Source organism: Cronobacter turicensis (assembly GCF_041222865.1).
Taxonomy (GTDB): Bacteria; Pseudomonadota; Gammaproteobacteria; order Enterobacterales; family Enterobacteriaceae; genus Cronobacter; species Cronobacter turicensis.
This window is the reverse complement of record NZ_CP165997.1, coordinates 2248635-2274719: the sequence shown is the minus strand read 5'-3', so window position 1 is coordinate 2274719 and position 26085 is coordinate 2248635. Positions and strand designations below refer to the sequence as shown.

At 59.0% G+C, this 26085-nt stretch carries 23 protein-coding genes; 7 read left to right on the top strand and 16 right to left on the bottom strand.

Going from position 1 to position 26085, the window contains the following annotated elements; genetic code table 11:
- Positions 1-24: 24 nt before the first annotated feature.
- The 3 genes from pdxH (at position 25) to pdxY (ending at position 3029) form a co-directional block, all read left to right on the top strand.
- Positions 25-681: a pyridoxamine 5'-phosphate oxidase gene (gene pdxH, locus AB8W27_RS10860; protein WP_041923502.1), complete on the top strand. Its 657-nt coding sequence runs from the start codon at positions 25-27 to the stop codon at positions 679-681.
- A 138-nt stretch (positions 682-819) separates the two neighbouring features.
- Positions 820-2094 (top strand): tyrosine--tRNA ligase, encoded by a 1275-nt coding sequence (tyrS, locus tag AB8W27_RS10855; RefSeq protein ID WP_015741131.1) that lies wholly within the window; start codon positions 820-822, stop codon positions 2092-2094.
- 74 nt (positions 2095-2168) lie between these two features.
- A complete protein-coding gene (pdxY, locus tag AB8W27_RS10850; RefSeq protein ID WP_015741132.1) occupies positions 2169-3029 on the top strand; it encodes a pyridoxal kinase PdxY in 861 nt (286 codons plus the stop codon).
- Between the two features lie 42 nt (positions 3030-3071).
- Here the strand turns inward: pdxY and gstA are convergent, their stop codons facing one another.
- The 11 genes from gstA to ydgT all read right to left on the bottom strand — a co-directional run bounded on the left by gstA (position 3072) and on the right by ydgT (position 13413).
- A complete protein-coding gene (gene gstA / locus AB8W27_RS10845) occupies positions 3072-3680 on the bottom strand; it encodes a glutathione transferase GstA (protein ID WP_015741133.1) in 609 nt (202 codons plus the stop codon).
- A 108-nt stretch (positions 3681-3788) separates the two neighbouring features.
- The gene (gene dtpA / locus AB8W27_RS10840; RefSeq protein ID WP_041924163.1) at positions 3789-5288 is read right to left on the bottom strand and encodes a dipeptide/tripeptide permease DtpA; all 1500 of its coding nucleotides are present in this window, start codon (positions 5286-5288) and stop codon (positions 3789-3791) included.
- 592 nt (positions 5289-5880) lie between these two features.
- The gene (gene nth / locus AB8W27_RS10835) at positions 5881-6516 is read right to left on the bottom strand and encodes an endonuclease III (RefSeq protein ID WP_007760863.1); all 636 of its coding nucleotides are present in this window, start codon (positions 6514-6516) and stop codon (positions 5881-5883) included.
- Complete coding sequence (locus AB8W27_RS10830; protein ID WP_041923503.1) at positions 6513-7199, bottom strand: electron transport complex subunit E; 687 nt, start codon at positions 7197-7199, stop codon at positions 6513-6515. The genes nth and AB8W27_RS10830 overlap by 4 nt, the downstream gene beginning before the upstream one ends.
- Complete coding sequence (rsxG, locus tag AB8W27_RS10825) at positions 7192-7821, bottom strand: electron transport complex subunit RsxG (RefSeq protein WP_015741136.1); 630 nt, start codon at positions 7819-7821, stop codon at positions 7192-7194. The genes AB8W27_RS10830 and rsxG overlap by 8 nt, the downstream gene beginning before the upstream one ends.
- A 9-nt stretch (positions 7822-7830) precedes the next feature.
- Positions 7831-8883, bottom strand: a complete 1053-nt coding sequence (gene rsxD, locus AB8W27_RS10820) for an electron transport complex subunit RsxD (protein ID WP_015741137.1) — start codon at positions 8881-8883, stop codon at positions 7831-7833.
- Positions 8884-11433 carry an electron transport complex subunit RsxC gene (gene rsxC, locus AB8W27_RS10815; RefSeq protein ID WP_015741138.1) on the bottom strand — a complete coding sequence of 850 codons (2550 nt, stop codon included), beginning with the start codon at positions 11431-11433 and terminating at the stop codon, positions 8884-8886.
- Complete coding sequence (rsxB, locus tag AB8W27_RS10810) at positions 11426-12004, bottom strand: electron transport complex subunit RsxB (protein ID WP_007697469.1); 579 nt, start codon at positions 12002-12004, stop codon at positions 11426-11428. Before rsxB ends, rsxC begins: the two co-directional genes overlap by 8 nt.
- Entirely contained in the window at positions 12004-12585 is a 582-nt protein-coding gene (rsxA, locus tag AB8W27_RS10805) for an electron transport complex subunit RsxA (RefSeq protein ID WP_015741140.1), read from the bottom strand. Before rsxA ends, rsxB begins: the two co-directional genes overlap by 1 nt.
- A 74-nt stretch (positions 12586-12659) precedes the next feature.
- Positions 12660-13103 carry a DUF2569 domain-containing protein gene (locus AB8W27_RS10800; protein ID WP_015741141.1) on the bottom strand — a complete coding sequence of 148 codons (444 nt, stop codon included), beginning with the start codon at positions 13101-13103 and terminating at the stop codon, positions 12660-12662.
- Between the two features lie 94 nt (positions 13104-13197).
- Positions 13198-13413, bottom strand: coding sequence for a transcription modulator YdgT (gene ydgT, locus AB8W27_RS10795; protein WP_007663080.1), 216 nt, complete (start codon positions 13411-13413; stop codon positions 13198-13200).
- 639 nt (positions 13414-14052) lie between these two features.
- On the opposite strand from ydgT, the gene AB8W27_RS10790 reads away from it, so the two are divergent.
- The gene (locus AB8W27_RS10790) at positions 14053-15096 is read left to right on the top strand and encodes an oxidoreductase (protein ID WP_041923504.1); all 1044 of its coding nucleotides are present in this window, start codon (positions 14053-14055) and stop codon (positions 15094-15096) included.
- A 153-nt stretch (positions 15097-15249) separates the two neighbouring features.
- Positions 15250-16248, top strand: a complete 999-nt coding sequence (locus tag AB8W27_RS10785) for a bile acid:sodium symporter family protein (RefSeq protein ID WP_041923505.1) — start codon at positions 15250-15252, stop codon at positions 16246-16248.
- A gap of 14 nt (positions 16249-16262) precedes the next feature.
- On the opposite strand, the gene add is transcribed toward AB8W27_RS10785, so the two are convergent.
- From add to malX, 3 genes are all read right to left on the bottom strand, one after another.
- Positions 16263-17264: an adenosine deaminase gene (gene add / locus AB8W27_RS10780; RefSeq protein WP_015741145.1), complete on the bottom strand. Its 1002-nt coding sequence runs from the start codon at positions 17262-17264 to the stop codon at positions 16263-16265.
- A gap of 106 nt (positions 17265-17370) precedes the next feature.
- The gene (locus tag AB8W27_RS10775; RefSeq protein ID WP_015741146.1) at positions 17371-18540 is read right to left on the bottom strand and encodes a MalY/PatB family protein; all 1170 of its coding nucleotides are present in this window, start codon (positions 18538-18540) and stop codon (positions 17371-17373) included.
- 13 nt (positions 18541-18553) lie between these two features.
- Positions 18554-20143, bottom strand: coding sequence for a maltose/glucose-specific PTS transporter subunit IIBC (gene malX, locus AB8W27_RS10770; RefSeq protein ID WP_015741147.1), 1590 nt, complete (start codon positions 20141-20143; stop codon positions 18554-18556).
- A 174-nt stretch (positions 20144-20317) separates the two neighbouring features.
- On the opposite strand from malX, the gene AB8W27_RS10765 reads away from it, so the two are divergent.
- Complete coding sequence (locus AB8W27_RS10765; protein ID WP_015741149.1) at positions 20318-21346, top strand: Mal regulon transcriptional regulator MalI; 1029 nt, start codon at positions 20318-20320, stop codon at positions 21344-21346.
- A 42-nt stretch (positions 21347-21388) separates the two neighbouring features.
- On the opposite strand, the gene AB8W27_RS10760 is transcribed toward AB8W27_RS10765, so the two are convergent.
- Complete coding sequence (locus AB8W27_RS10760; protein WP_015741150.1) at positions 21389-22945, bottom strand: YdgA family protein; 1557 nt, start codon at positions 22943-22945, stop codon at positions 21389-21391.
- Positions 22946-23044: 99 nt separating this feature from the next.
- Complete coding sequence (manA, locus tag AB8W27_RS10755) at positions 23045-24223, bottom strand: mannose-6-phosphate isomerase (RefSeq protein ID WP_015741151.1); 1179 nt, start codon at positions 24221-24223, stop codon at positions 23045-23047.
- A gap of 205 nt (positions 24224-24428) precedes the next feature.
- Here manA and fumA point away from each other — a divergent pair, with 205 nt between their 5' ends.
- A complete protein-coding gene (gene fumA / locus AB8W27_RS10750; protein WP_015741152.1) occupies positions 24429-26075 on the top strand; it encodes a class I fumarate hydratase FumA in 1647 nt (548 codons plus the stop codon).
- Positions 26076-26085 lie beyond the last annotated feature (10 nt).

The window sequence follows — 26085 nt, the reverse complement described above, 5'->3', positions numbered from 1 at the left end:
CCCGATCCTCACTGGTTCAACGCTATGTCTGATATTGACAACCTGCAACAGATTGCGCATCTGCGCCGCGAATATACCAAAGGCGGGCTGCGCCGCCGCGACTTAACCGACCAGCCGCTGCCGCTGTTTGAACGCTGGCTCGCGCAGGCGTGTGAGGCGAGGCTCGCCGATCCTACCGCCATGGTCGTCGCCACCGTCGATGAACAGGGCCAGCCGTATCAGCGTATCGTGCTGCTTAAGCATTTCGACGAGCGCGGCATGGTGTTTTACACCAATCTGGGCAGCCGCAAGGCGCACCATCTCGAAAATAATCCGCGCATCAGTCTGTTGTTCCCGTGGCATATGCTGGAGCGCCAGGTGATGGTCACCGGCAAAGCCGAACGTCTCTCGACGCTTGACGTCGTCAAATATTTCCACAGCCGCCCGCGCGACAGCCAGATTGGCGCCTGGGTCTCTAAGCAGTCGAGCCGTATCTCTGCGCGCGGCGTGCTGGAAAGTAAATTCCTCGAACTCAAACAAAAATTCCAGCAAGGCGAGGTCCCGCTGCCCAGTTTCTGGGGCGGTTTTCGCGTCTCGCTTGACCAGGTGGAATTCTGGCAGGGCGGCGAACACCGGTTGCATGACCGCTTTTTATACCAGCGCGATGCCGACGGCTGGAAAATCGACCGTCTCGCCCCGTAAGTGAGCGATTTTCTTATGCAAGCGCTGGCGCTCCCAGGGCTTGCGCTTTATTCTATGCCTCCCTGAATTTTTTCTTTCGCCAGTGGGCGAAAAGCCGTGTACCGGCAAAGGTGCAGTCGTAAATACATGGAGAAATCGATGGCAAGCAGCAATTTGATTAAACAATTGCAGGAGCGGGGCCTTGTGGCTCAGGTGACGGATGAAGAAGCGTTAGCGCAGCGACTGGCGCAGGGGCCGATCGCCCTTTATTGCGGCTTCGATCCCACCGCCGACAGCCTGCACTTGGGCCATCTGGTTCCCTTGTTGTGCCTGAAACGCTTTCAGATGGCGGGGCACAAACCGGTTGCACTGGTCGGCGGCGCCACCGGTCTGATTGGCGACCCGAGTTTTAAAGCGACCGAACGTAAACTCAATACCGAAGACACCGTCCAGGAGTGGGTGGATAAAATCCGCCGCCAGGTGGCGCCGTTCCTCGATTTCGACTGCGGCGAGAACTCCGCTATCGCGGCGAACAACTATGACTGGTTCGGCAGCATGAACGTGCTGACTTTCCTGCGCGATATCGGCAAGCACTTCTCGGTCAACCAGATGATCAACAAGGAAGCGGTGAAGCAGCGCCTGAACCGCGACGATGTGGGCATCTCCTTTACCGAATTCTCCTACAACCTGTTGCAGGGTTACGACTTCGCTTGCCTGAATGAACTGCACGGCGTGGCGCTGCAAATCGGCGGTTCCGATCAGTGGGGTAACATCACCTCGGGCATCGATCTGACCCGTCGTCTGCATCAGAACCAGGTATTTGGCCTGACCGTACCGCTTATCACCAAATCTGACGGCACCAAGTTCGGCAAAACCGAAGGCGGCGCGGTATGGCTGGATCCGAAGAAAACCAGTCCGTACAAGTTCTACCAGTTCTGGATCAACACCGCCGACGCCGATGTTTACCGCTTCCTGAAGTTCTTTACCTTTATGAGCCTTGATGAGATCAACGCGCTGGAAGAAGAAGACAAAAACAGCGGTAAAGCGCCGCGCGCCCAGTATGTGCTGGCCGAGCAGGTCACCCGTCTGGTACATGGCGAAGAAGGCCTTGCCGCGGCGAAACGCATTACCGAAAGCCTGTTCAACGGTAATCTTAATGCGCTGAGCGAAGCGGATTTCGAGCAGCTCGCGCAGGATGGCGTGCCGATGATTGAGATGGAAAAAGGCGCGGATCTGATGCAGGCGCTGGTCGATTCCGAGCTGCAGCCGTCCCGCGGCCAGGCGCGTAAAACCATCGCCTCCAACGCCATCACCATCAACGGCGAGAAACAGGCCGATCCGGAATATACCTTCAGCGACAGCGACCGCCTGTTTGGCCGTTACACACTGCTGCGTCGCGGTAAGAAAAACTACTGCCTCGTCTGCTGGAAATAACATTCAGCCAGTCAAGGGCGTGGGAAACCACGCCCTTTATTTTTAACCCGACCTCTCGTTTCACCCGGAAAATCATGAAGAACATTCTCGCCATCCAGTCTCACGTGGTGTTTGGTCACGCCGGCAACAGCGCGGCTGAATTCCCGATGCGCCGTCTCGGCGCCAATGTCTGGCCGCTAAATACGGTACAGTTCTCCAACCACACGCAGTATGGGCAGTGGACCGGCGCGGTGATGCCGCCGTCGCATCTGACCGAGATCGTGCAGGGCATCGCGGCTATCGGCCAGCTGTCGCGCTGTGACGCGGTACTGAGCGGCTATCTGGGGTCGGCGGAGCAGGGCGAGCATATTCTGGCGATTGTCCGCCAGGTGAAAATGGCCAATCCGCAGGCGAAGTATTTCTGCGATCCGGTGATGGGCCACCCGGAAAAGGGCTGTATCGTGGCGCCGGGCGTGGCGGAGTTTCACGCACGTTTCGCGCTGCCGGCAAGCGACATCATCGCGCCGAATCTGCTGGAGCTGGAGATGCTGAGCGGCCATGCAGTGGCGAGCGTCGACGAGGCTGTCGCGACCGCACGCGAGCTTATCGCGCGCGGCCCGCAGATTGTGCTGGTGAAACATCTGGCGCGCGCAGGCTATCATCAGGACCGTTTTGAAATGCTGCTCGTGACATCTGACGAGGCCTGGCACATCAGCCGTCCGCTGGTGGATTTCGGCGCGCGTCAGCCGGTCGGCGTCGGCGACGTGACGAGCGGTCTGCTGCTGGTGAAACTGTTACAGGGCGCGACGCTTCGCGAGGCGCTGGAACATGTGACGGCGGCGGTCTACGACATCATGGTGACCACCAAACGCATGGAAGAGTATGAATTGCAGGTCGTGGCGGCGCAGGACGGCATCGCGCAACCGGAGCACTACTTTACCGCGGTAAAACTGTAAAAAACGCCGCGCCTGAAGCAGGCGCGGCGCTTCACTGCTCTGTTACGCGCTCAGGCCTTCCGCCTTCAGCGCCGCCGCGACGGCAGGACGCGCTTTCACGCGGGCCTGGTAGTCGGCGATATTTTCAAACGCCTGCATCTCAAGCCCAACCGCGTTCGCCCAGTTCAGCACGGTAAACAGGTAAGCATCCGCCACGCTGAAGCGCAGCCCCATCAGCCACTGTTTCTGCGCCAGCGCCTCATTCACATACTCAAACTTCTTCTGCAACTGCTCGCGCGCGGTAGTTTTGTACTCGTCCGGCGTACCGGGGCGGAACAGGGGCGTAAAGCCCTTGTGCAGCTCTGTGGCGATATAGTTCAGCCACTCCAGCGTATGGTAGCGGGTCATGCTGCCGACAGGCGCCAGCAGCTGGCGGTCCGGCACTTTATCCGCGATATACTGTACGATAGCAACGCCCTCTGTCAGCAGCGTATTGTCATCCAGCAGCAGCGCCGGCACCTGACCTTTCGGGTTGATAGTCAGATAGTCTTCGCCGTTCTCCGTGCGCTTCGCGGCCAAATCCACCGCCACCAGCGTAAAATCGATATCAGCTTCGCGCAGAATGATGTGCGGCGAAAGCGAACACGCGCCGGCTTTGTAAAACAGTTTCATGGCAATACTCCCTTCTCATGAATGAACCAAATTATGGTAGAGCGCGATCGGGTAAAAAAAAAGCCGTCAGCATAAAATCTGACGGCCTGAATAACGTTTCCCGAATAATTATGCGTGCGCGGTATCCGTTTCTTTCGGTTTGTCTTCCTGCGTCATGCGGTTAAGCAGCGGCGCAGTGAGCAGCATCAGCACAGCGATAACGCCAGTGGCGATACCAATCTGCATGAAGACGCGGCCGTAGACTTCCAGCGACTGCAGCGGGTCGGACACGTTTTCCGGCACCGCCATCAGGTTCGCCACTTTACCGGCGATCATCGCCGCGCCAGCGGTAGTCAGGAACCAGCTGCCCATAATGAAGCCCATCAGACGCTGCGGCACCAGCTGTGCGACCATCGCAAGGCCAAGACCCGAGATCATCAGCTCCCCGATACTTTGCAGCGCGTAGCTCAGGATCAGCCAGTTTACGGAGACGATACCGGCTTCAGAGGCGAATTTCGCGCCCAGCGGCAGTACCAGGAACGCGCCAGAGCACAGCAGCATACCGATGGTGAATTTAAACGGCATCGGCAGACGGTCGCCCATTTTGTTGTAGATAGCCGCCAGAATGGGGCTGCCAATCATGATCCAGAACGGGTTCAGCGCCTGGAACTGCTCCGGCTGGAACGCGATACCCAGAATGGAGTGCTCAACGTTGCGGATGGCGAAGAAGTTCAGGGACGTCGGCATCTGCTGATACAGCACGAAGAACACAATCGCTTCGAGCATCAGGATAAACGCGACGATCATTTTGCGGCGCGCGGCGCCCTGCATGGCGAACGCTTCTTTCGCGAAAATAATCACGATACCGAGAGCGACAACGCCCAGCACCAGACGCGCGATGCCCTGGTTATGGAGCAGCCAGGTGGCGATGGCGACCAGTACGACGATACCCACGATAGTCGCCAGCAGTTTACCCACATGCAGCGGGGCGAAGTCGGGTTTGGAGCCGTAATCTTTTACCCACTTTTTGCAGAAGATGAAGTTGACCAGCGTTATCAGCATCCCGACGAAGCTCAGCGAGAACGCCACGCTCCAGCCGAATTTCTCAGCCAGCCACGGGGTCGCCAGCATAGAGAAGAACGAACCGATATTGATAGCCATGTAATACATGGTGAATGCGCCGTCGAGACGCGGGTCATCTTTCTCGTAGCAGGTTGAGAGCAGGGCCGACGGGTTGGCTTTAAACAGGCCGTTACCCACCGCGATGGTCGCCATACCGAAGTAGACGATTGCCGCGTCGTGACCGGACCAGGCCACCAGCGCATAGCCGATAGCCAGCACAATCGTGCCGAGCATAATCACGCGTTTGGTGCCGAGCACTTTATCGCCCAGCCAGCCGCCGATAGCCACCAGGCCATACACCAGCGCGCTGAAGGAGGAGAACAATGTAATGGAATCCGCTTCCGACATACCCAGCTGTTTAACCAGGTAAACGGCCATGATCCCTTGCAGGCCGTAGAAACCGAAACGCTCCCATAACTCAATAGAGAAAATGAGATAGAACGATCTCGGTTGTTTGAAAGCGTTCATACTCACGCTTTCTGCTGGTTTTTTGTTTGCAGTCGACACATATACCTCTTTTTTTACAGCCCGCATTAACCGCGGGGGTGGTATGCGCGTGGTGCCTGGCGGCATGCGCTTTTATTGTTATATGAAGTGAGAAACGGCGGGTAATGTTCACTATCCTGACCGCTGGCACAAGGCTTTTGTAATAATCTGTTACATATAAGCCGGGCGGGATAATCAGCCATTCGTTTCGCTAACAGTCAGCGTTAAATTTCATGATAAGAGCAATTGTAGATTTTTTAACTGCTGAAGTGCGAGCTGAAGCGGCTCATGGTTATATGTTCTGCTGATTAACCTTTCAGGCAGTCAGATAGACCTGAATATCAGAGAAAGCCCGATATTTATGTTATTGGTGACAGTGATAACCGAGGTGCCGCAAGGCTTACAGCCGAATATTGCAACGGAAATTTAACAGAATGTTGCAAATGTGATGATTCTCACAAATCTATAGAAAATTCCTGTCGAAAAAAAACGATTAACCTGACGAACTGATTTAAGGCGGGATAATGGACGTGACAACGAGGTGATGAAAAAGCCTTCCGCGACGATAATCGCGCGACGATGGTGTCTGAGATGACCACCGTCGCGCCGTTAACTACTCGTACACTTTTTCTGCGTATTCGCACAGATCTTCTATGATGCAGGAGCCGCAGCGTGGCTTACGGGCAATGCAGGTGTAGCGTCCATGGAGGATGAGCCAGTGGTGGCAATCAACTTTAAATTCCGCTGGCACCACTTTTAACAGCTTCTCTTCGACGGCTTCGACATTCTTACCGGGCGCAAATTTGGTGCGGTTGCTGACGCGAAAAATATGCGTATCAACGGCGATCGTCGGCCAGCCAAACGCGGTATTAAGCACCACATTCGCCGTTTTACGCCCGACGCCCGGCAGCGCTTCCAGCGCCGCGCGATCTTCCGGCACCTCGCCGCCGTGCTGCTCAAGCAGAATACGGCACGTTTTTATCACGTTCTCCGCTTTGCTGTTAAACAGCCCGATGGTTTTGATGTATTCCTTCACGCCGTCAACGCCGAGCGCCAGCATCGCTTCAGGCGTGTTGGCGACAGGGTAGAGCTTCGCCGTGGCTTTATTGACGCTCACGTCGGTGGCCTGCGCCGAGAGCAGAACGGCAATTAAAAGCTCAAACGGGCTGGTGAAATGCAGCTCTGTCGTCGGATGCGGATTGTTCTCGCGCAGTCGGGTAAGAATTTCGATGCGTTTTGCCTGGTTCATGACGCTTTTTCCGCAGCCGCCTCCACCACAACCGGTTTCGCGGCGCGGCGTTTCATTCGCTCGTCAATCAGGTATTTCACTGCCAGCATCATACCGAGGCCGATAAAGGCGCCCGGCGGTAGCATCGCCAGCAGGAACGGCGTATCCGTATGGAACACTTCGACACGCAGCACGCGCGCCCAACTGCCGAGCAGGCCGTCAGCGCCGTCAAACAGCGTGCCGTTGCCGAGAATTTCACGCAGCGAGCCGAGCACGAACATCGCGCCGGTGGCCCCCATGCCGATGGCAAAGCCGTCGAGCGCCGAGAGCAGCGGGCCGTTTTTGGCGGCGAACGCTTCGGCGCGGCCGACCACAATACAGTTCGTGACGATAAGCGGGATGAAAATGCCGAGCGACTGGTACAGCCCGAACGCATAGGCGTTGATCAGCATCTGCACGATGCTCACCACCGCCGCGATAATCATCACGTAGATGGGAATACGGATCTCGCCCGGCATCCAACGGCGGAATGTCGAGACAGAGGCATTGGTCAGCACCAGCACCAGTGTGGTGGCAAGGCCGAGGCCGAGCGCGTTGGTGGCGGTAGAGGTCACGGCCAGCAGCGGACACATGCCGAGCAGCTGCACCAGCGCCGAGTTATTTTTCCATAACCCGTTAACCAGAATTGATTTCACGTCATTCATGGGTGTCTCCACAGGAAGGCAGGGTGGCAAGCTGCGGCGCCAGCGTCTGGGCGTACAGGCCCGCGCGTTTTACCGCGTTCACCACCGCGCGCGGGGTGATCGTCGCGCCCGTAAACTGGTCGAACTGGCCGCCATCTTTTTTCACCGCCCAGCGGGTATCATCCGGCCCGTGGATCACCTGACCGGTAAAACCGGTGATCCAGTTGCTGATGCGGGTTTCGATTTTATCGCCAAGCCCTGGCGTCTCATGATGCTCCGTGACGCGGGTGCCGAGCACGGTGCCGTTGAAATCCGCGCCGACCAGCAGTTGTATCGCGCCGGAATAACCGTCTGGCGCCGTCGCCTGCATCACGACCGCCACCGGCGTATCGCCTTTACGCGCCACCCACAACTGCTTTTCGCCGCGGCCGAGCGCGGCCGCACTCACAAGATAGCAGCTTTGCTGAATATCGTTGTCATACATCTCGGGCGGCAGCACCTGATCGAACAGCTGTTTCTGCTGGAGCGCCGCCTGGCCTTCAATCGTGGTTTTCGTCAGTGCGTTGACCATTGCCGTAAGACCGGTCGTCAGCGCCGCGAAAACGGCGAGCGTCACGCCATGTTTCTGAATCGTTTTTAGCATAGGCTCCCCTTACCGGTGACCGTAAACCCGCGGGCGGGTGTAGTAATCGATGAGTGGCACGGTGATATTCGCCAGCAGCACGGCAAACGCCACGCCGTCCGGGTAGCCGCCGAAGCTGCGAATCAACCACACCAGCAGGCCTGCCAGCGCGCCGAAGACCAGACGCCCTTTGTTGGTAGTGGAGGCCGTCACCGGATCGGTAAGGATAAAGAACGCGCCAAGCATCGTCGCGCCTGACAGCAAATGCATCAGCGGCGACAGGAATCTCTCCGGCGCGATAAGCCAGCCGAGCGTCGAGCACACCGCAAGCGTGACCAGGAAACTGGCCGGGATATGCCAGCGGATCGTGCCGCGCGCGAGCAGAAACAGACCGCCCGCCAGATAAGCCAGATTGACCCACTGCCAGCCGAGGCCCGCCAGCGCGCCGCCGTAAATCGGCGCTTCCAGCAGTTCGCCTGCCGGATGGCCGGCGTGCAGGCCGGTTTTAAAGGTATCCAGCGGCGTGGCCTGGCTTACGCCGTCAATGCCCATACGCAACTGTGACATGGTATCGCCGCTGGCGGTTACGCCGTGGAAAATGACCTGTAGCGCGTCGAGAAAACCCGGTGCCGTGGCGGCGATCTGCTGCGGCGGCAACCAGTTGGTCATCTGTACCGGGAATGAGATAAGCAATACCACATAGCCAATCATCGCCGGGTTAAACGGGTTGTGGCCAAGCCCGCCGTAGAGCTGTTTGGCGATGATGACCGCGAATACGGTGCCAAGCACCACCATCCACCACGGCGCCAGGGGGGGAATGCTCACGCCCAGCAGCAGACCGGTCAGCAGAGCGGAGTTGTCGCCAAGATGGCTTTTCAGCGGCAGTTTGCGCATGCGAACCACCAGCGCTTCGCTGGCAAGCGCGCTGACGATGGCTAACAGAATCTGCACCAGGCTGCCGTAGCCGAAAAAGTACCACTGCACGGCGATGCCCGGCACGGTGGCCAGCGTCACCAGCATCATGATACGCGACGTCTGGCGCTGGTTATGGGTATAAGGGGAACTCGCGATTCTGAAAACCATTTAATCCTCGTTAACAACCTTTTCAGCAGCCTTGCGCGCCTGCACACGAGCAATCGCGGCGGCAACGGCGGCCTTGCGCGGATCGTCCGCTTCATCTTCTTCTTCGTTCGCCGCCTGCGCGCGCTCATTCACCTGCGCCGCTTTGCGGGCTTTGGCGCGCTCAATAGCGGCTTCCACGGCCGCTTTGCGCGGGTCGACCGGCTCGGCCGGTTTTCCGTCTGCGGTCGCGTTTTCCCCGGCCTGCGCTGCTTTGCGGGCTTTGGCGCGGGCAATGGCGGCTTCCACGGCGGCTTTGCGCGGGTCGACCGGCTCGGCCGGTTTTTCGTCTGCGGTCGCGTTTTCCCCGGCCTGCGCCGCTTTGCGGGCTTTGGCGCGGGTGATGGCGGCTTCCACGGCGGCCTTGCGCGGGTCGACCGGCTCGGCCGGTTTTTCATCTGCGGTCGCGTTTTCCCCGGCCTGCGCCGCTTTGCGGGCTTTGGCGCGGGTGATGGCGGCTTCCACGGCGGCCTTGCGCGGGTCGACCGGCTCGGCCGGTTTTTCATCTGCGGTCGCGTTTTCCCCGGCCTGCGCTGCTTTGCGGGCTTTGGCGCGGGCAATGGCGGCTTCCACGGCGGCTTTGCGCGGGTCGACCGGCTCGGCAGGTTTTTCGTCTGCGGTCGCGTTTTCCCCGGCTTGCGCTGCTTTGCGGGCTTTGGCGCGGGCAATGGCGGCTTCCACGGCGGCTTTGCGCGGGTCGACCGGCTCGGCAGGTTTTTCGTCTGCGGTCGCGTTTTCCCCGGCCTGCGCCGCTTTGCGGGCTTTGGCGCGCTCAATAGCGGCTTCCACGGCGGCCTTGCGCGGGTCGACTGAGTCTGCTGTCGCGTCAATTTCAGGCTCGGTCGCTTCGTGCGCAGGCACGGAGCTGTTGGCGGCCATCGCCTGCTGGACTTTCTCCGCCTGACGCGCACGCGCCTCCGCCTTACGGGCTTCACGCGCGGCGATCATGGCGCTGTTATCCGGTTTTTCGCCAGCGGCGATCACAACCGGCTGGTCATCGGTTTTCTTCCCGCGCACGCGGGCCAGCGCCGCCTGAATGGCGTCCTGATCCTGGCCGGAAGGCTGTGCAGCCGATTTTTTATGACGTTCAAGGCGCGCGGCTTTTTCACGTTCGAGACGGGCCTGGCGCGCCTCAAAGCGCGCTTTGGCTTCGGCGGCGCGTTTTTCTTCTTCGGCGATGGCGCGAATTTCCGCTTTTTCCTGACGGAAATATTGCACCAGCGGAATATTGCTCGGGCAGACATAGGCGCAGGCGCCGCATTCGATGCAGTCAGCCAGATTGTGGGCGGTGGCTTTGTCGTGCTGCTGGCCGACGCTGAACCAGTAAAGCTGCTGCGGCAGCAGATCGGCCGGGCAGGCGTCAGCGCAGGCGCTACAACGGATGCAGTGCTGCTCTTCCTGCGGCGCGCCCATCTCGGTTGCCGAGGGAGCCAGCAGGCAGTTGGTGATTTTCACGACCGGCACGTCAAGGCCGGGCAGGGTGAAGCCCATCAGCGGCCCGCCCATGATCACCAGTTGTTCGCTGGTCGGGATAAATCCTGCATGTTCCAGCAGGTGGCGCACCGGCGTGCCGATACGCGCCCAGACGTTACCCGGGCGGCCCACGGCTTCGCCTGTCAGCGTCACCACGCGCTCGGTCAGCGGCTCGCCGTCAATGATGGCGCGCTTGACGGCAAAGGCGGTGCCGACGTTCTGCATCAGTACGCCGATGTCAGAGGAACGACCGCCGTGCGGCACCTGTTTACCGGTCAGGATCTGGGTGAGCTGTTTCGCGCCGCCCGACGGGTATTTGGTCGGGATCACGCGCAGGCGGATTTTATGCTCGCCATGCAGTACGGCGCGCATCATCGAGATAGCCTGCGGTTTGTTGTCTTCAATGCCGATCAGCACTTCGCGCGGCTGGAGAATGTGCGCCAGGATGCGCACGCCGTCGATAATCTGCGCGGCGCAATCCTGCATCAGGCGGTCATCGGCGGTGATATAGGGCTCGCACTCCGCGGCGTTGATAATCAGCGTTTCGATTTTATCGCCGCCGCCCTGTAGTTTGGTGCCGGTCGGGAAGCCGGCGCCGCCGAGGCCCGCTACGCCGAACTGATGAATACGTTCAATCAGCGCCTCGCGGCTGCGGCACGAATAGTCGCTCCAGCCGTCGCGGGGGATCCACCTGTCTTCGCCGTCGGCATCGATAATCACGGAAAGCTCCGGCAGAGCGGAAGGGTGCGCTGTCGGGTGCGGCATAATCGCCGTCACGGTGCCGGAGGTCGACGCGTGTACCGGCAGCATCCGGCCGCGTCCCAGGGTCAACGGCTGGCCGCGCAGGACTTTATCGCCCGGCGCCACGCAGATCTCGCCTTCGCTGCCGATATGCTGTTTAAGCGGAATAATAAAACGGCCCGGCAGCGGCAACTGACGCAGCGGGGTGCCGTTAGACTGGGTTTTCATCTCCGGCGGATGAATGCCGCCGTTGAAATCCCAGACTTTCTCTTTTCTGAACGCAGAAAATAACTTAAGCATGTTGTTCCACAGGAATGTTACGCACCGGAATGGTGTTGAGATCCCACTTCCAGTTATCCGTTGTGGTGGCGGCCGGGCGCAGTTCAATACACTGCGTCGGGCAGGGGTCTACACAGAGATTACAACCGGTGCAGAGGTCGCTCATCACGGTGTGCATGGCGCGGGTGGCGCCGACGATGGCATCTACCGGACAGGCCTGAATACATTTGGTGCAGCCGATACAGTTCGGCTCGTCGATAACGGCCAGCATGCGTACCGGCTCGGCCATCGCGGCGTCGCCGTCGAGCGGCTGCGGTTCGACATTAAGCAGCGTGGCGATTTTCTGCATGACCGGCTCGCCGCCAGGCACGCAACGGTTGATCTGCTCGCCGTTATTGGCGACCGCTTCGGCATACGGGCGGCAGCCCGGATAGCCGCACTGGCCGCACTGGCTCTGGGGCAGCAGTTCGTCGACCTGATCGACCACGGGGTCTTCTTCGGCGGCGAAGCGGCGCGAGGCGTAGCCCAGCAGCATGCCGAACAGCAGGGCAAGTAGCGTCAGCGCGATCACCGCGATAACAATCATTTCCATCAGAACTTCACCAGCCCGCTAAAGCCCATAAAGGCCAGAGACATCAGGCCCGCCGTCACCAGCGCGATCGCGTTGCCGCGAAACGGCAGCGGCACGTCGGCGACGACCAGGCGCTCGCGAATGGCGGCGAACAGCACCATGACCAGCGAGAAGCCGACCGCGGCGGAAAAACCATACAGCGCCGACTGCAAAAAGGTGTGGTTCAGATTGATGCTCAGCAGCGCCACGCCCAGTACGGCGCAGTTCGTGGTAATCAGCGGCAAATAAATGCCCAGCAGGCGATAGAGCGCCGGGCTGGTTTTGCGCACCACCATTTCAGTGAACTGCACCACCACGGCGATAACCAGAATAAAGGCCATCGTACGCAGGTAGACCAGCTCAAGCGGCACCAGAATCAGGTGATCGATGATCCATGACAAAATGGTCGCCAGCGTCATCACGAACGTCGTCGCCATGCCCATGCCGATCGCGGATTCAAGTTTTTTGGAAACACCCATAAACGGACACAGGCCGAGAAACTTCACAAGAACGAAGTTATTGACCAGCACCGTTCCAACAAACAACAGCAAATAATCAGTCATTATTCGACCTGAAACGAAAAAAGCCGCTCATTATCGGACATCCGACAACGCGCGACAACGGGGAATCTGTAAGGTTATTTTGCCCTGACAAACGTCTGCTTCACGCGCGCCGAGCGCTTGAAATAGGGCACCAGCAGCGCGGCGGCCAGTAATGGGAACAGCAACTGACGCACCGCCAGCGCGTCGCTCACCGGCGAGAACGCGAAAGATTTAATCGCCAGCAGGACGGTGAGCAGCAGCCAGATAATATAGTGGCGCGGCACGCCCTGACGGCGCCTGAAAAAAGCGATAGTCAGCCAGAGCGTATAGCCCCACATCGCCATGGCGCACAGCATCGAGCCATACCAGAAAAGCACATCCGACGTGCCTTGCGCGCTGAGCATTTGGTGCACCTGCGGGGAAGCCAGCCCCATGACATAGAGCGCGACAGCAAGCGAGGTGCTGAGTAAAGACATCAATAACCAGGCGAGAGGGGCGAGCAACCAGCCTCCGATGCGCACTGGAGACGCGTCGGTCATATAACCTCCCGGGATATAAGTTCAACAAATGGCTAAAGAATAATTACAGCGCAAAGATTATAAGGATTTTCTGTCTGATTGCTACCTTTGCGGCTTACTGCACGTAACGCCAGACGGTTTTCGGCACCTGACCGAGATCGTACAGACGACCGCCGGACACCAGCTCCGCGCGGCGGTGATCCGCGGCACGATACATATTGATAATTTCCTGATTATCAGTAAGGGTGTAATTAAGGTGATCGAACAATTTCTCCAGACTTTCAAGCGTGCTGATTTTACGAAACTTTAATAAATAGTCCTGAACGGTCATGTTAAACGTTATCCGCGCAATAAAATAATAAAGGAATGTCGCCGTAAAAGGCGGGCCGGGTAAAGAATAAACGCAAAAACGGGGTTATGCAGGTTTAATAAAAGCCTGAATAACATTTAAGAGTTTTCCTTGAGAATTAACGCAGGCCCGGCGCCCAGAGAGAAAGAGTAACGCGCTTCGCCAGCGCTGGCAATATCCCGTTCGTGCCGGTTTTCCGCCTTTTTACGACAATATGTAAACCACAGCTGGAAACCGTGCACGCCGCACGCGCCTGGCCTATTGATAGCAGACCTGCTATTTCCAGGGGTTTTCAGCCGAGCGGATTGCGCGTTCATATTTTATTCACTCCTGTTACGCGTCAATAATGACGAGATAAACGCCACGCTATTTCTTTTAAGTCGTGTTGCTTATTTCATCAAAACAATAAAGCGCTCACGTCTCGCCGGATGATGGCTTGTTGTTAATGGAATGCGGCAGAAGGGGGATGTCTTCACCTGCTCGCCAGAATGATTCTGACCCTTGTGAAAAAAATGATGAAAATTCTGAAATAAGCCGTTTATTTTCGTTTGGTTGTGAAAGCGTTGAGGCCGCATTGGGAATGGTGTCAAATACGAGGGTTAACTCAGCAGAGGAATGAACATGAAAGATAACGTCCGGGTGGGATTAATCGGTTACGGCTATGCCAGTAAAACCTTTCACGCGCCGCTTATCGCCGGCACGCCAGGGATGGAGCTTGCCGCCGTCTCCAGCAGCGACGCCGCGAAAGTCCACGCCGACTGGCCGGGAATGCCGGTGGTATCCGATCCCAAACAGCTGTTCAACGATCCGCATCTCGATCTGATTGTCATTCCCACGCCGAATGATACCCATTTCCCGCTGGCGAAAGCGGCGCTGGAAGCCGGTAAACATGTGGTGGTGGATAAACCCTTTACGGTCACGCTGTCGCAGGCGCGCGAGCTTGAAACGCTGGCAAAAAGCTTAGGCCTGGTGTTGTCGGTGTTTCATAACCGCCGCTGGGACAGCGATTTCCTGACGCTCAAACAGATTATCGCCGAAGGGCAGATAGGCGAAGTCGCCTATTTCGAATCACATTTCGACCGTTTCCGTCCTCAGGTGCGCGACCGCTGGCGCGAGCAGGCCGGGCCGGGCAGCGGCATCTGGTACGATCTGGCGCCGCATCTGCTGGACCAGGCGGTACAGCTGTTTGGATTGCCGGTGAGCATTAACGTCGATCTGGCCGAACTGCGTCCGAGCGCGCAGGCGACTGACTATTTCCACGCGGTGCTGGCGTACCCGGAACGTCGCGTCGTGCTGCACGGCACCATGCTGGCGGCGGCGGAATCCGCGCGCTATATCGTGCATGGCACCCGGGGCAGCTATGTGAAGTTCGGGCTTGATCCACAGGAGGAGCGCCTGAAGGCGGGGGCGCGTCCGCCGCAGGCAAACTGGGGCTACGATATGCGCGACGGCGTGCTGACGGTGGCGCGCGGCGAGATGCTTGATGAGCAGACTCTGCTGACGGTGCCGGGCAACTATCCGGCCTATTACGCTGCCGTACGCAGCGCCATTCGCGGCGAAGGCGAAAACCCGGTGCCGGCAAGCCAGGCCATCGTGGTGATGGAACTGATTGAAGCGGGCATTGAGTCCGCGAAACGCCGCGCCGCGGTCTGCCTGCGCAGCTAAGGTATGACGCCCCGGCGCGGGTCGTCGGGGCGTCGCTTTTCCCGCCTTATTAAACGGCGCGTCACTCAGGCGCGCGGTTTCACCCGCATCACTCGCCAGGATCGGCTTTTTGTTGCAAAGTAGATTAACCTGCAACACTACAAGGAACTGACAATGAACTGGCTGAAGCGCCTGAAAATCGACACTTTTTTACTGGTTATGATTGGCGTCGTGATTGTCGCGTCGCTGTTTCCCTGCGAAGGGCGAGTCAAAACGGTGTTTGAATACCTCACGACGGCCGCTATCGCGCTGCTGTTTTTTATGCATGGCGCGAAACTCTCCCGCGAGGCGATTCTGGCCGGAATGGGGCACTGGCGTTTGCATCTGATGGTGTTTCTCAGCACGTTCGTGCTTTTCCCGCTGATCGGTCTGGCGATGAAGTTTATTCCGCACAGCATATTGCCGCCGTCGCTCTATATGGGTTTTCTCTATCTCTGCGCGCTGCCTGCGACGGTGCAGTCGGCCATCGCGTTTACCTCCGTTGCGCGCGGCAACGTGGCGGCGGCGGTGTGCAGCGCCTCGGCGTCGAGCATTCTCGGGATTTTCCTCTCGCCGGTGCTGGTGGGCGTGATGATGCAGGCCCAGCAGGGCGACACCAATACGCTGGACGCCATCGGGAAAATTGTGCTGCAGCTGATGGTGCCGTTTGTGGTAGGCCATCTGTCGCGCCCGCTGATTGGCCGCTGGGTCGACCGACATAAAAAGCTTATCAATATGACCGACCGTTCATCGATTCTGCTGGTGGTCTATGTCGCCTTCAGCGAAGCGGTGGTGGAGGGGATCTGGCATCAGGTGACCGGACTGGCGCTGCTGGCGGTGGTGGTGGTGTCGCTGGTGCTACTGGCGATTGTGCTGGTGGTGAATGTCTGGATGTCGCGCCTGCTTGGCTTTAATAAAGAAGATGAGATAACCATCGTCTTCTGCGGCTCCAAGAAGAGCCTCGCGAATGGCGTACCAATGGCGAATGTGCTGTTTCCGGCAAGTCAGGTGGGGATCATGGTGCTGCCGCTGATGATTTTCCATCAGATCCAACTGATGGTCTGCGCGGTGATGGCGCAGCGCTATGCGCGCCGTCACGAGCAGAAAACAGGTCAGAAGGCCTCAGCCTCCTGACCTGACCGCGCGGCTCAGGCCGCGCTGACTTTAGCGACCAGCGCCTGTTTTTCCGCGTCTGTCAGGAACGCGATTTTCAGGCCGTTCTCCTGTGCGGTGCGGATCTGCGCCGCGCTCAGCCCCGCCGCCGGTGCCGCCACCTCGTATTCATGACCGATATCCACGCCCTGTACGCCCGGATCGTCGGTATTAATGGTGGCCAGAATATGGTGCTCCAGGAATGTCTTCAGCGGATGATGCGTCAGCGACGCCACCGTGCTGGTCTGAATATTCGAGGTCAGGCAGGACTCAATGCCGATCCCCTGTTCCGCCAGGAAATCCATCAGCGCCGGATCTTCTACTGCTTTCACCCCGTGGCCGATACGCTCGGCGCCCAGCTCGCGAATCGCCTGCCAGATGCTCTCAGGGCCTGCGGCTTCACCGGCGTGAACGGTGATATGCCAGCCCGCGTCACGCCCGCGGTTAAAGTGATTCAGGAACAGGCTGCCAGGGAAGCCCAGCTCATCGCCCGCCAGATCCAGCGCGGTGATGTGATCGCGATGCGCCAGCAGGCCCTCCAGCTCGGCCACGCACGCCTCTTCACCAAAGGTACGGCTCAGGATGCCGATAAGACGGGCGTCCACGCCGTAGTCGCGGCTGCCCTGACGCACGCCGTCAATCACGGCTTCGACCACGCCCGCCACCGACAGGTTGTGCGTCATCGCCATATAACCCGGCGAGAAACGCAGCTCGACATAATGCAGACCGTTGCGAGCGGCATCTTCCATATTTTCATACGCCACGCGGCGGCAGGCTTCGAGCGAGCCGAGCACCTTCACGCCCCAGTCGAGTTTGGCAAGAAAGCTCACCAGATCCGGTTCGTTTTTGGTTATCTGTACGTGCGGGCGCAGCGTCTCCAGCGTATCGGCGGGCAGGGCGAGATTAAACTGGCGGCCCAGGTCAAGAATGGTTTGCGCACGGATGTTGCCGTCAAGATGGCGATGGAGGTCGGTAAGGGGAAGGCGGGTATCAATCATGATGGCACTCTTTTTTTAGAATAAAGTGCATAACATTATAAAAATAATTACCGCCTAAATGCTACGTTGCGCAACAAAAGAGGGGCCATAAAGGCCCCTTTTGCGGTTAAAGTGAACGAATTGCGCAAATTAGCCGCTCCACGCCCTGCTCAAGTTTGCTGCGTGGGCAGCCCACATTCAGGCGAAGGAAGCCGCGTCCTTCCTCACCGTAAGTGTATCCGGGCATGACAGCCACATTCTCACGCTCAATCAGCGCCTTTTGTAGCGCCTCGTCATCAAGGCCGAGAGGGCGTAAATCGATCCACGCCAGATACGTCGCCTCGGGCGGCTGCCAGTCGAGTTGCGCAAACGCGCCATTGAGTCGCTGTGCCACAAACCGCAGATTCTCCTGAAGGTAGTCGCGCAGCGCATCAAGCCAGGGCGCGCCGTCGCGATAGGCAGCGATATGCGCGACCAGTGATAACACGGCAGGCGACGAGAGCCCATCGCGGCCTTTCAGCGCCTGAAGATACGCCTCGCGGTCGTCTTCCAGCGCGATAAGCCCCCAGGCCCCGGTCAGCGCCGGAATATTGAAGCTTTTCGACGCCGACGAGAACAGCGCCCAACGCCCCTGTCCTACAGCGTTCCAGGGGATATGGGGATGTTCGCTCCAGACCATATCCATATGAATTTCGTCACTCACCACCCGCACGCCGTGACGCGCGCAGAGCGCCGCCATCGTCTCCAGCTCGTCGCGTCGCCATACCTTGCCGGTTGGATTATGCGGGCTGCACAGGAGCATGATTTTGCACGCAGGGCGCGCCAGCAGCGCCTCAAGCGCCGTCATGTCGCACTGCCAGCCATGCGCGCTTTGCGTGAGCGGGGCGCTGAGCACGCGCCGCCCGTTGCCTTCAATGGTTTTCCAGAACGCGTCATAGGCGGGCGTGTGGATCAGCACTTCGTCATCGGGCGCGGACCACTGGCGAATCAGCTGCGACACCATCCAGATAACCGACGGCCCATAGACCAGCGCCTCGCGCGGAATACCGCAGTGAAAGCGCGTGGCGTACCAGTGCGCAATCGCACCGGTAAACTCAGGGTTCTGCCAGCGGCTGTAACCCAGCACGCCGTGGGCCAGCCGCTGCGACACTGCCTCCAGCACGCAGGGCGCGGTCGGGAAATCCATATCGGAAATGGTAAAGGGCAGGAGATCGTCTGCGCCAAACCGGTCGGCCACGTAATCCCACTGGGTACACCAGGTGCCGCGACGATCCACCGCCTGTGAAAAATCGAACATATCGCCTCCCGCTTTACGCCTGCACCGTGTGCATCAGGCTGTCCATCTCATCTTTGACCGACTGCACCTGCGGGCCGATCACCACCTGCAAATTGTGCTGGTTAAGCTGCACCACGCCGATGGCGCGATTGGCCTTAAGCGCGGCGCTGTCCACCCGCGACATCTCCTTCACCGTGAGACGCAGGCGGGTGATGCAGTTATCGAGCGACGTAATATTCTCCGCGCCGCCGAGCGCCTGCAAAATGGCCGGGACGTCATAGCCCGATTTGCCCGTATGGCCTGATGGCGCGACATTCACCGCCGCGGTTTCGGCTTCGCGGCCCGGCGTTTTCAGGTTAAAGCGGGCGATGGCGAAGCGGAAAATCGCGTAGTACGCCACAAACCAGACGCCCGCCACAACCGGCACCCAGTACCATTTGGTGGAAAGCCCGTGCAGCACGCCGAAGACCACAAAATCAATAATATTGCCGTCGGTGTTGCCAATGGTCACGCCAAGGATCGCCATCATGGTAAAACCGAGCCCGGTCAGCACCGCGTGGATGAGATAGAGCGCAGGCGCCACAAACAGGAACAGGAACTCCAGCGGCTCCGTGGTGCCGCCCACCACGCAGGCGATCACGCCGGAAATCAGCAGCCCTTTGATCTTGTGACGGTTCTCCGGACGAGCGCAGTGGTACATCGCCAGCGCAGCCCCGGGCAGACCGCCCAGAAACGCCGGCATTTTTCCCTGCGACAGGAAGCGAGTCGCGCTTTCGGCAAAGCCGTGCGATGTCGGGCAGTTAAGCTGCGCCTGGAAAATAGTCAGTGCGCCGGAAACGCTATGCCCGCAAACGTCCAGGGTGCCGCCCGCCTCGGTAAAGCGGATCAGCGCCACCAGAATATGCTGCAGGCCGAACGGCAACAGCAGGCGCTCGCCGGTGCCAAAAATCATCGGCGCGAAGCTGCCGGTGCTGTTAATCAGCCAGCCCAGGGCGTTAATGCCTTTGGCGAAGAACGGCCAGATGAGCGGAATCGTCAGCCCGACCAGGCCCATCACCACGGTGGTGACGATAGGCACGAAGCGCGTGCCGCCGAAAAACGCCAGCGCATCCGGCAGACGCACTTTATGAAAGCGCTCATGCAACAGCCAGATGATCACGCCTGCGATCACCGCGCCCAGAATGCCGGTATCGATGGACTGAATGCCGAGCACCGACTGCACGTTGTTGGCTTTCAGCAGCGCCGCGTCCTGCGTCGGCAAAATGCCTTTGGCGGTGAGCCAGAAATTGACCGCCAGGTTCATCACCGCGTAGCCGACGAAACCGGCAAACGCCGCCACGCCTTTGTTTTCTCGCGCCAGCCCCAGCGGGATGGCGATACAGAACATCACCGGCAGAAAACTGAAGGCGAAAGAGCCCATTTTGCTCATCCAGGTGAAGATGAGCTGCAACACGCCGTTGCCAAGAAACGGCATCAGCGTAATCACGTCGTGACTGCTGAGCGAACTGCCGATGCCCATCAGAATGCCGCAAAACGACAGCAGCGCCACCGGCAACATAAACGTTTTGCCGAGCTGCTGCATAAATCCCCAAAGCGTATTTTTTTGACCCGTATTCGCCGTCATAAACGACACCTCGCGTTAAATGATCCCATCGCCTGAACGAAGGATCGCAAGATAAAACGTTTTATCAAAGTTTAATGCGCGTTGAATCACAGAACATTACCCAGGCCTGACCGTTATAATAGTGGGACAGGTAAAAGGTTTTATCTGCCAGTAATGGAGCAAAAAGCGTAGCCAATGACACAGGCGAAAAGAATCACTATCAATGATGTCGCCCAGGCGGCGGGGGTCTCGGTCGCCACCGTTTCGCTGGTGCTGAGCGGCAAAGGACGGATTTCCAGCGCCACCGGCCAGCGGGTAAATGACGCCATTGAGCAGTTAGGATTTGTGCGCAACCGGCAGGCCTCGGCGCTGCGCGGCGGGCCAAGCGGCGTGATTGGACTTATCGTGCGCGATCTCACCACGCCGTTTTACGCCGAGCTAACCGCCGGGCTGTCTGAGGCGCTGGAAGCGCAGGGGCGAATGCTCTTTCTGCTCCAGGGCGGGCGTGATGAAGCCCGGATGCAGCGCTGTTTCGATACGCTGCTCGATCAGGGCGTGGATGGGGTTGTGGTGGCAGGCGGTACGGGCCAGGTCGCCGCGTGGCAGACGCAGGCCCGCGCGCGCAACATCCCGCTGCTTTTTGCCTCGCGCGCCAGCCATCATGATGAAGTGGACACGGTACGCCCGGATAACCAGCAGGCGGCGCGACTGGTGACCGAACATCTTATTCATCGCGGCCATCAGCGCATCGCGTGGCTGGGCGGCGCGAGCTCGTCGCTCACCCGCGCCGAACGACTCGGCGGCTACTGCGCCACGCTGCTGCAGTACGGCCTGCCATTTCACAGTGAATGGATTGTTGAATGTCCCGCAGGCCAGAAACAGGCGGCGGAAGCCATTACGGAACTGCTACGCGTTAACCCGACTATCACTGCCGTGCTGTGTCATAACAGCACCGTGGCGATGGGGGCGTGGTTCGGCCTGATGCGCGCCGGGCGACAGAGCGGTGACGGAGGCTATGAAAGTTATTTTGAAAACAGCGTGACGCTGGCGGCCTTCGCGGAAGTCCCGGAGGCGCGGCTTGATGACGTGCCGCTGACCTGGGTGACGACGCCCGCCAGGGAAATGGGGCACTGTGTGGCGGAGCGCATGTTACAGCGTATTCAGCTCGGTGAGGAATCCACCGGCAGCCTGATTCTCGGGCCACGGCTGGTGGCGCGGCGCTGACAGGCGCAATAAAAACGGCCTCCTGAGAGGCCGTTTGCTTTTTTACTGCTGCGGAACCAGCTGCGGCGCGGTTTGCGGCACTGCGCCCGGTTCCGGCATCCCCTGCGGCTCTGGCGCGGTCAGACCTGGCATACCGAACATGCCGACAAACTCCGCCAGCGGCATTTTCTGCCCGTTCAGGTTGACCTGGCCGTTGGCGTACTGAAGGCTGGTGACGATGCTGTTGTCCTGCATCGTGGTGATGCGGAACATCTGGCCCATCGCCGCGAGACCTTTCACCTGCTGCGCCGCCAGCTTCTCGGCGTCCGCCTGCTGGTAGCCTTCCAGTTTCGCCACCTGCGTCATCATTTCGGTCGCCATATCTACCGGGATCACCAGCTTGCTGTCGAGGGTTTTCACCACGCGATCCAGCTGTTCGGCAGGCGCGTCCTGCGTCGCGCTGACCGGCGCCTGGCTCGGATCCTTCAGGAACAGCGACAGGTTAAAAGTGCTTTCGCCTTTGGCGTTTTTCCAGCTCAGCGGCGCGATAGTGATAACCGGGTTGCCTTTAAGCAGCAGCGGCAGGGACGAGAGCAGGATTTCGGTGGCCTGCTGCTGATACTGCTCCGGATTATCCATAATGCCCGGCTGCGCCATCAGCGCGCGGCTGCGCTCGTTATACTGCTGGCTGAACTGGTGCCACGCCTGGCCGTCGATGTTGCCGATTTTCAGCGTCATTTTGCCGCTGCCCAGATTCTGGTTCTGCACCTTCAGGCTGTTCATGACGTAATCCATCTGGCTGTCGATGCTCTTGCCATCTTTCGCCACTTCGGATTTGCCGTTCAGGCTGATGCCTTCCAGCAGCGCCATCTCCTGGCCTTCAATCGCGATAGCCAGTTTTTCGAGATCCAGCTTCTGCTCGCCGACGCGCTCGTTAAAGGTGGTCATTTTGGTATTGCCGTCAGCTTTCAGGCCATTGAAAGTGAGTTGAACGTGCTGGCCGTACTCATTGACCGCGTTAACGAGGCCGCTTCCGGCTTCGCCTTTCAGGCTCACTTCATTGCCGTCTTTATCGGCATCCAGCTGGAATTCGCCGCCGCTGAACGACACTTTCTCATCCGGCGTGTCGTAGTTCAGCGCCTGGAGCTGGATATCGCTGGAGGTCGCGCCGCCGTAGCCGATGCGGGTCTGGACGTCAGCGAACGATTTACCTTTCGCGATATCAAACAGCGCTTTGGTCGTGGCGTTGTTCACAAGCGTGGTATGCACGGACGCCATCGCGGGCAGGATATTCAGTTTTTTCAGATCGGCGAGCGGGATGGGGCCGTGGCTCACCACCTGCTCCAGCACCACGCTCTGACCCGGCTTCAGCAGCGCTTCCTGCTGGCCTGCCGCAGGTTTCACCACCAGTTGCAGATGACTGCTGAAAATCCCTCGCTGGTAATCCTGGTAGCTCAGCTCAAGCCCCGCCTGCGGCGCGCTGCGCTTAAGCTGCGCGTTGGCTTCGGCCACCATTTCGCCGACATGTTTTTCAAACTGCTTACCGGTGTACCACGCGCCACCTGTCCAGATAATCCCGAGAGCGACAATCACGCCCACGGCGACCAGCGATTTTTTCATGATTCAGTTCCCTTAAAACGAAGCCAGACGGCGGTCCGTCTGGCATGACTGGCAAAGATGTTACCAAGCTTAGCAATCCTTGTTTAAAAGATCAGTAACTTAGTTGAGCTTATTATAGACGCGCGCAAGACGCCCCACGCCGCTCACGTTGACCGGCGATTCATTCGCCGCCACGAAGGCCGATTCGCCCGGTTTCAGGGTCAGACGCTCGTCGCCTTTGCTGAGTACCGCTTCGCCCTCGACACAGAACAGAATCGCGGCGCTCTCCTGCGCCAGGCGCTGCGGCTGCGACTGAAGATCGTGCAGCGAGAAGGCGAAATCCTCGACCGGGATCGGGAATTCCAGCGCCGCGCCATCTTTCTCAGGCTGCGTCAGCAACTGCGCCGCCGGTTTGGCGACAAACTTCACGTTGGCGACCAGTTCCGGAATATCGATATATTTCGGGGTCAGGCCCGCGCGCAGCACGTTGTCCGAGTTGGCCATGACTTCCAGCGCGACGCCCTGCAGGTAGGCGTGCGGCGTTTCAGCAAACAGGAACATCGCCTCGCCGGGATTCAGTTTCACTACGTTCAGCAGCAGCGGGGAGAAGAGACCGCTGTCGTCCGGGTAGAACTGCGCGATAAACCGAATGGTGTCCCACGGCTCGCCCTGCTGGCTCGCGACGGTCGCTTTCAGCACCGCCAGCGCGCGGGATTTCTCCTCGCCCTGCATATTCAGCAGCCCGGCGAAGAGATCGCGCAGGCGGTCGGCATTCGGCTCGGCCAGGAAATGCGCGATAGCGGTATGCGCGCCCGCGACCGGCTGCAGCAGGGAGACAATCTCAGAAAACTCACGAAACGCGTTCATGGCGAGGAACGGCGTCAGGGCGAAGACCAGCTCCGGCTTGTGGTTCGGATCCTTATAATTGCGCTCGGCGGCGTCCAGGGGAATGCCCGCCGCATTTTCGCGCGCGAAGCCTTCTTCGGAGGCCTGCTTGTTCGGATGGACCTGGATTGAGAGCGGCTGGTCGGCGCACAGCACTTTAAACAGGAACGGCAGTTCGCCGAAGCGCTCCGCCACCGGCGCGCCGAGCAGGGCGGTTTTATCCGCGTCGATTACCTCGCGAAGCGCGCGGGTCTGGCCCTGGTCATCCTGAATTTTCGAGCTGCTTTTCGGGTGAGCGCCCATCCACAGCTCCGCCATCGGCAGGCCTTCCGGGTTCGCCACGCCATAGAGTTCCGTTAACGCCGTTTTGCTGCCCCAGGCGTAGTTTTGCACCGAGTTAATGAGTTTCTGCATGATCAGTCCCTGTATTCGAAGGAAAACATTTTTCGGTATTAAACCAATAAAGCGACGCGAAGTAACCCGGCTGGGTAAAAAGTCGGTTTAGTCTCAGTTTTTGTTAAAAAATTGTGTACGATGTAGCGACTCGCTTTTTCATGCCGCACACGGAATCAGTGGCGGAACGACGAATTTCTTAACTGTAGCTGTAAGTGAGAGTGCAATGTCTGGCAAACCCTTCTTCTGGCAAGAGCCTTTTCCACTGAAAAAGGACGAGACCGAGTATTACCTGTTAACCCGCGATCACGTCTCCGTTTCCGAATTTGAAGGTCAGGAAATCCTGAAAGTCGAGCCGCAGGCGCTGACCCTGTTGGCCCGCCACGCGTTCCACGACGCCTCGTTTATGCTGCGCCCGGCCCACCAGCAGCAGGTGGCGGATATCCTGAGCGACCCGGAAGCCAGCGAAAACGACAAATATGTCGCGCTGCAATTCCTGCGCAACTCGGAGATTGCCGCCAAAGGCATTCTGCCGACCTGCCAGGATACCGGCACCGCCATCATCATGGGCAAAAAAGGCCAGCGCGTCTGGACCGGCGGCGGCGATGAAGCCGCGCTGGCGCAGGGCGTCTACGAGACCTATACCCAGGATAACCTGCGTTATTCGCAAAACGCGGCGCTTGATATGTACAAAGAGGTCAACACCGGCACCAACCTGCCGGCGCAGATTGACCTCTACAGCGTTGACGGCGAGGAGTACAAATTCCTGTGCATCGCCAAGGGCGGCGGCTCTGCGAACAAAACGTATCTGTACCAGGAAACCAAAGCGCTGCTCACCCCTGGCAAACTGAAAGCGTACCTGGTGGAGAAAATGCGCACGCTCGGCACCGCGGCTTGTCCGCCGTACCACGTGGCGTTTGTAATTGGCGGCACATCGGCGGAAGCGACGCTGAAAACCGTTAAACTCGCCTCGACCAAATATTACGACGGCCTGCCGACCGAAGGTAACGAACACGGCCAGGCGTTCCGCGATGTCCAGCTGGAAGACGAGCTGTTGCAGGAAGCGCGCAATCTCGGCCTCGGCGCGCAGTTCGGCGGCAAATATTTCGCGCACGATATCCGCGTGATCCGCCTGCCGCGCCACGGCGCGTCCTGCCCGGTAGGCATGGGCGTCTCCTGCTCGGCGGACCGCAATATCAAAGCCAAAATCAACCGCGACGGCATCTGGATCGAGAAGCTCGAAAACAACCCGGGCAAATACATTCCCGAAGCGCTGCGTCGCGCAGGCGAGGGCGAGGCGGTGCGCGTCGATCTCAACCGCCCGATGAGCGACATTCTGGCGCAGCTGTCGCAGTACCCGGTCTCCACGCGGCTGTCGCTCTCCGGCACCATCATCGTGGCGCGCGATATCGCGCATGCGAAACTGAAAGAGCGCATCGACAGCGGCGCGGGGCTGCCGCAGTACGTGAAAGATCACCCGATCTACTACGCAGGCCCGGCCAAAACGCCGGAAGGGTACGCCTCCGGTTCGCTCGGCCCGACAACGGCCGGACGTATGGATTCTTACGTGGATCTGCTCCAGGCCAACGGCGGCAGCATGATCATGCTCGCCAAAGGCAACCGCAGCCAGCAGGTGACGGACGCCTGTAAGCAACATGGCGGTTTTTATCTGGGGAGCATTGGCGGCCCGGCGGCGGTGCTGGCGCAAAACAGCATCCGTCATCTGGAGTGCGTCGAATATCCCGAACTCGGCATGGAAGCTATCTGGAAAATCGAAGTTGAAGATTTCCCGGCGTTTATCCTTGTGGATGACAAAGGCAACGATTTCTTCCAGCAAATCCAGGCCGGACAGTGTTCGGCGTGCCTGAAGTAATGTAAACGAC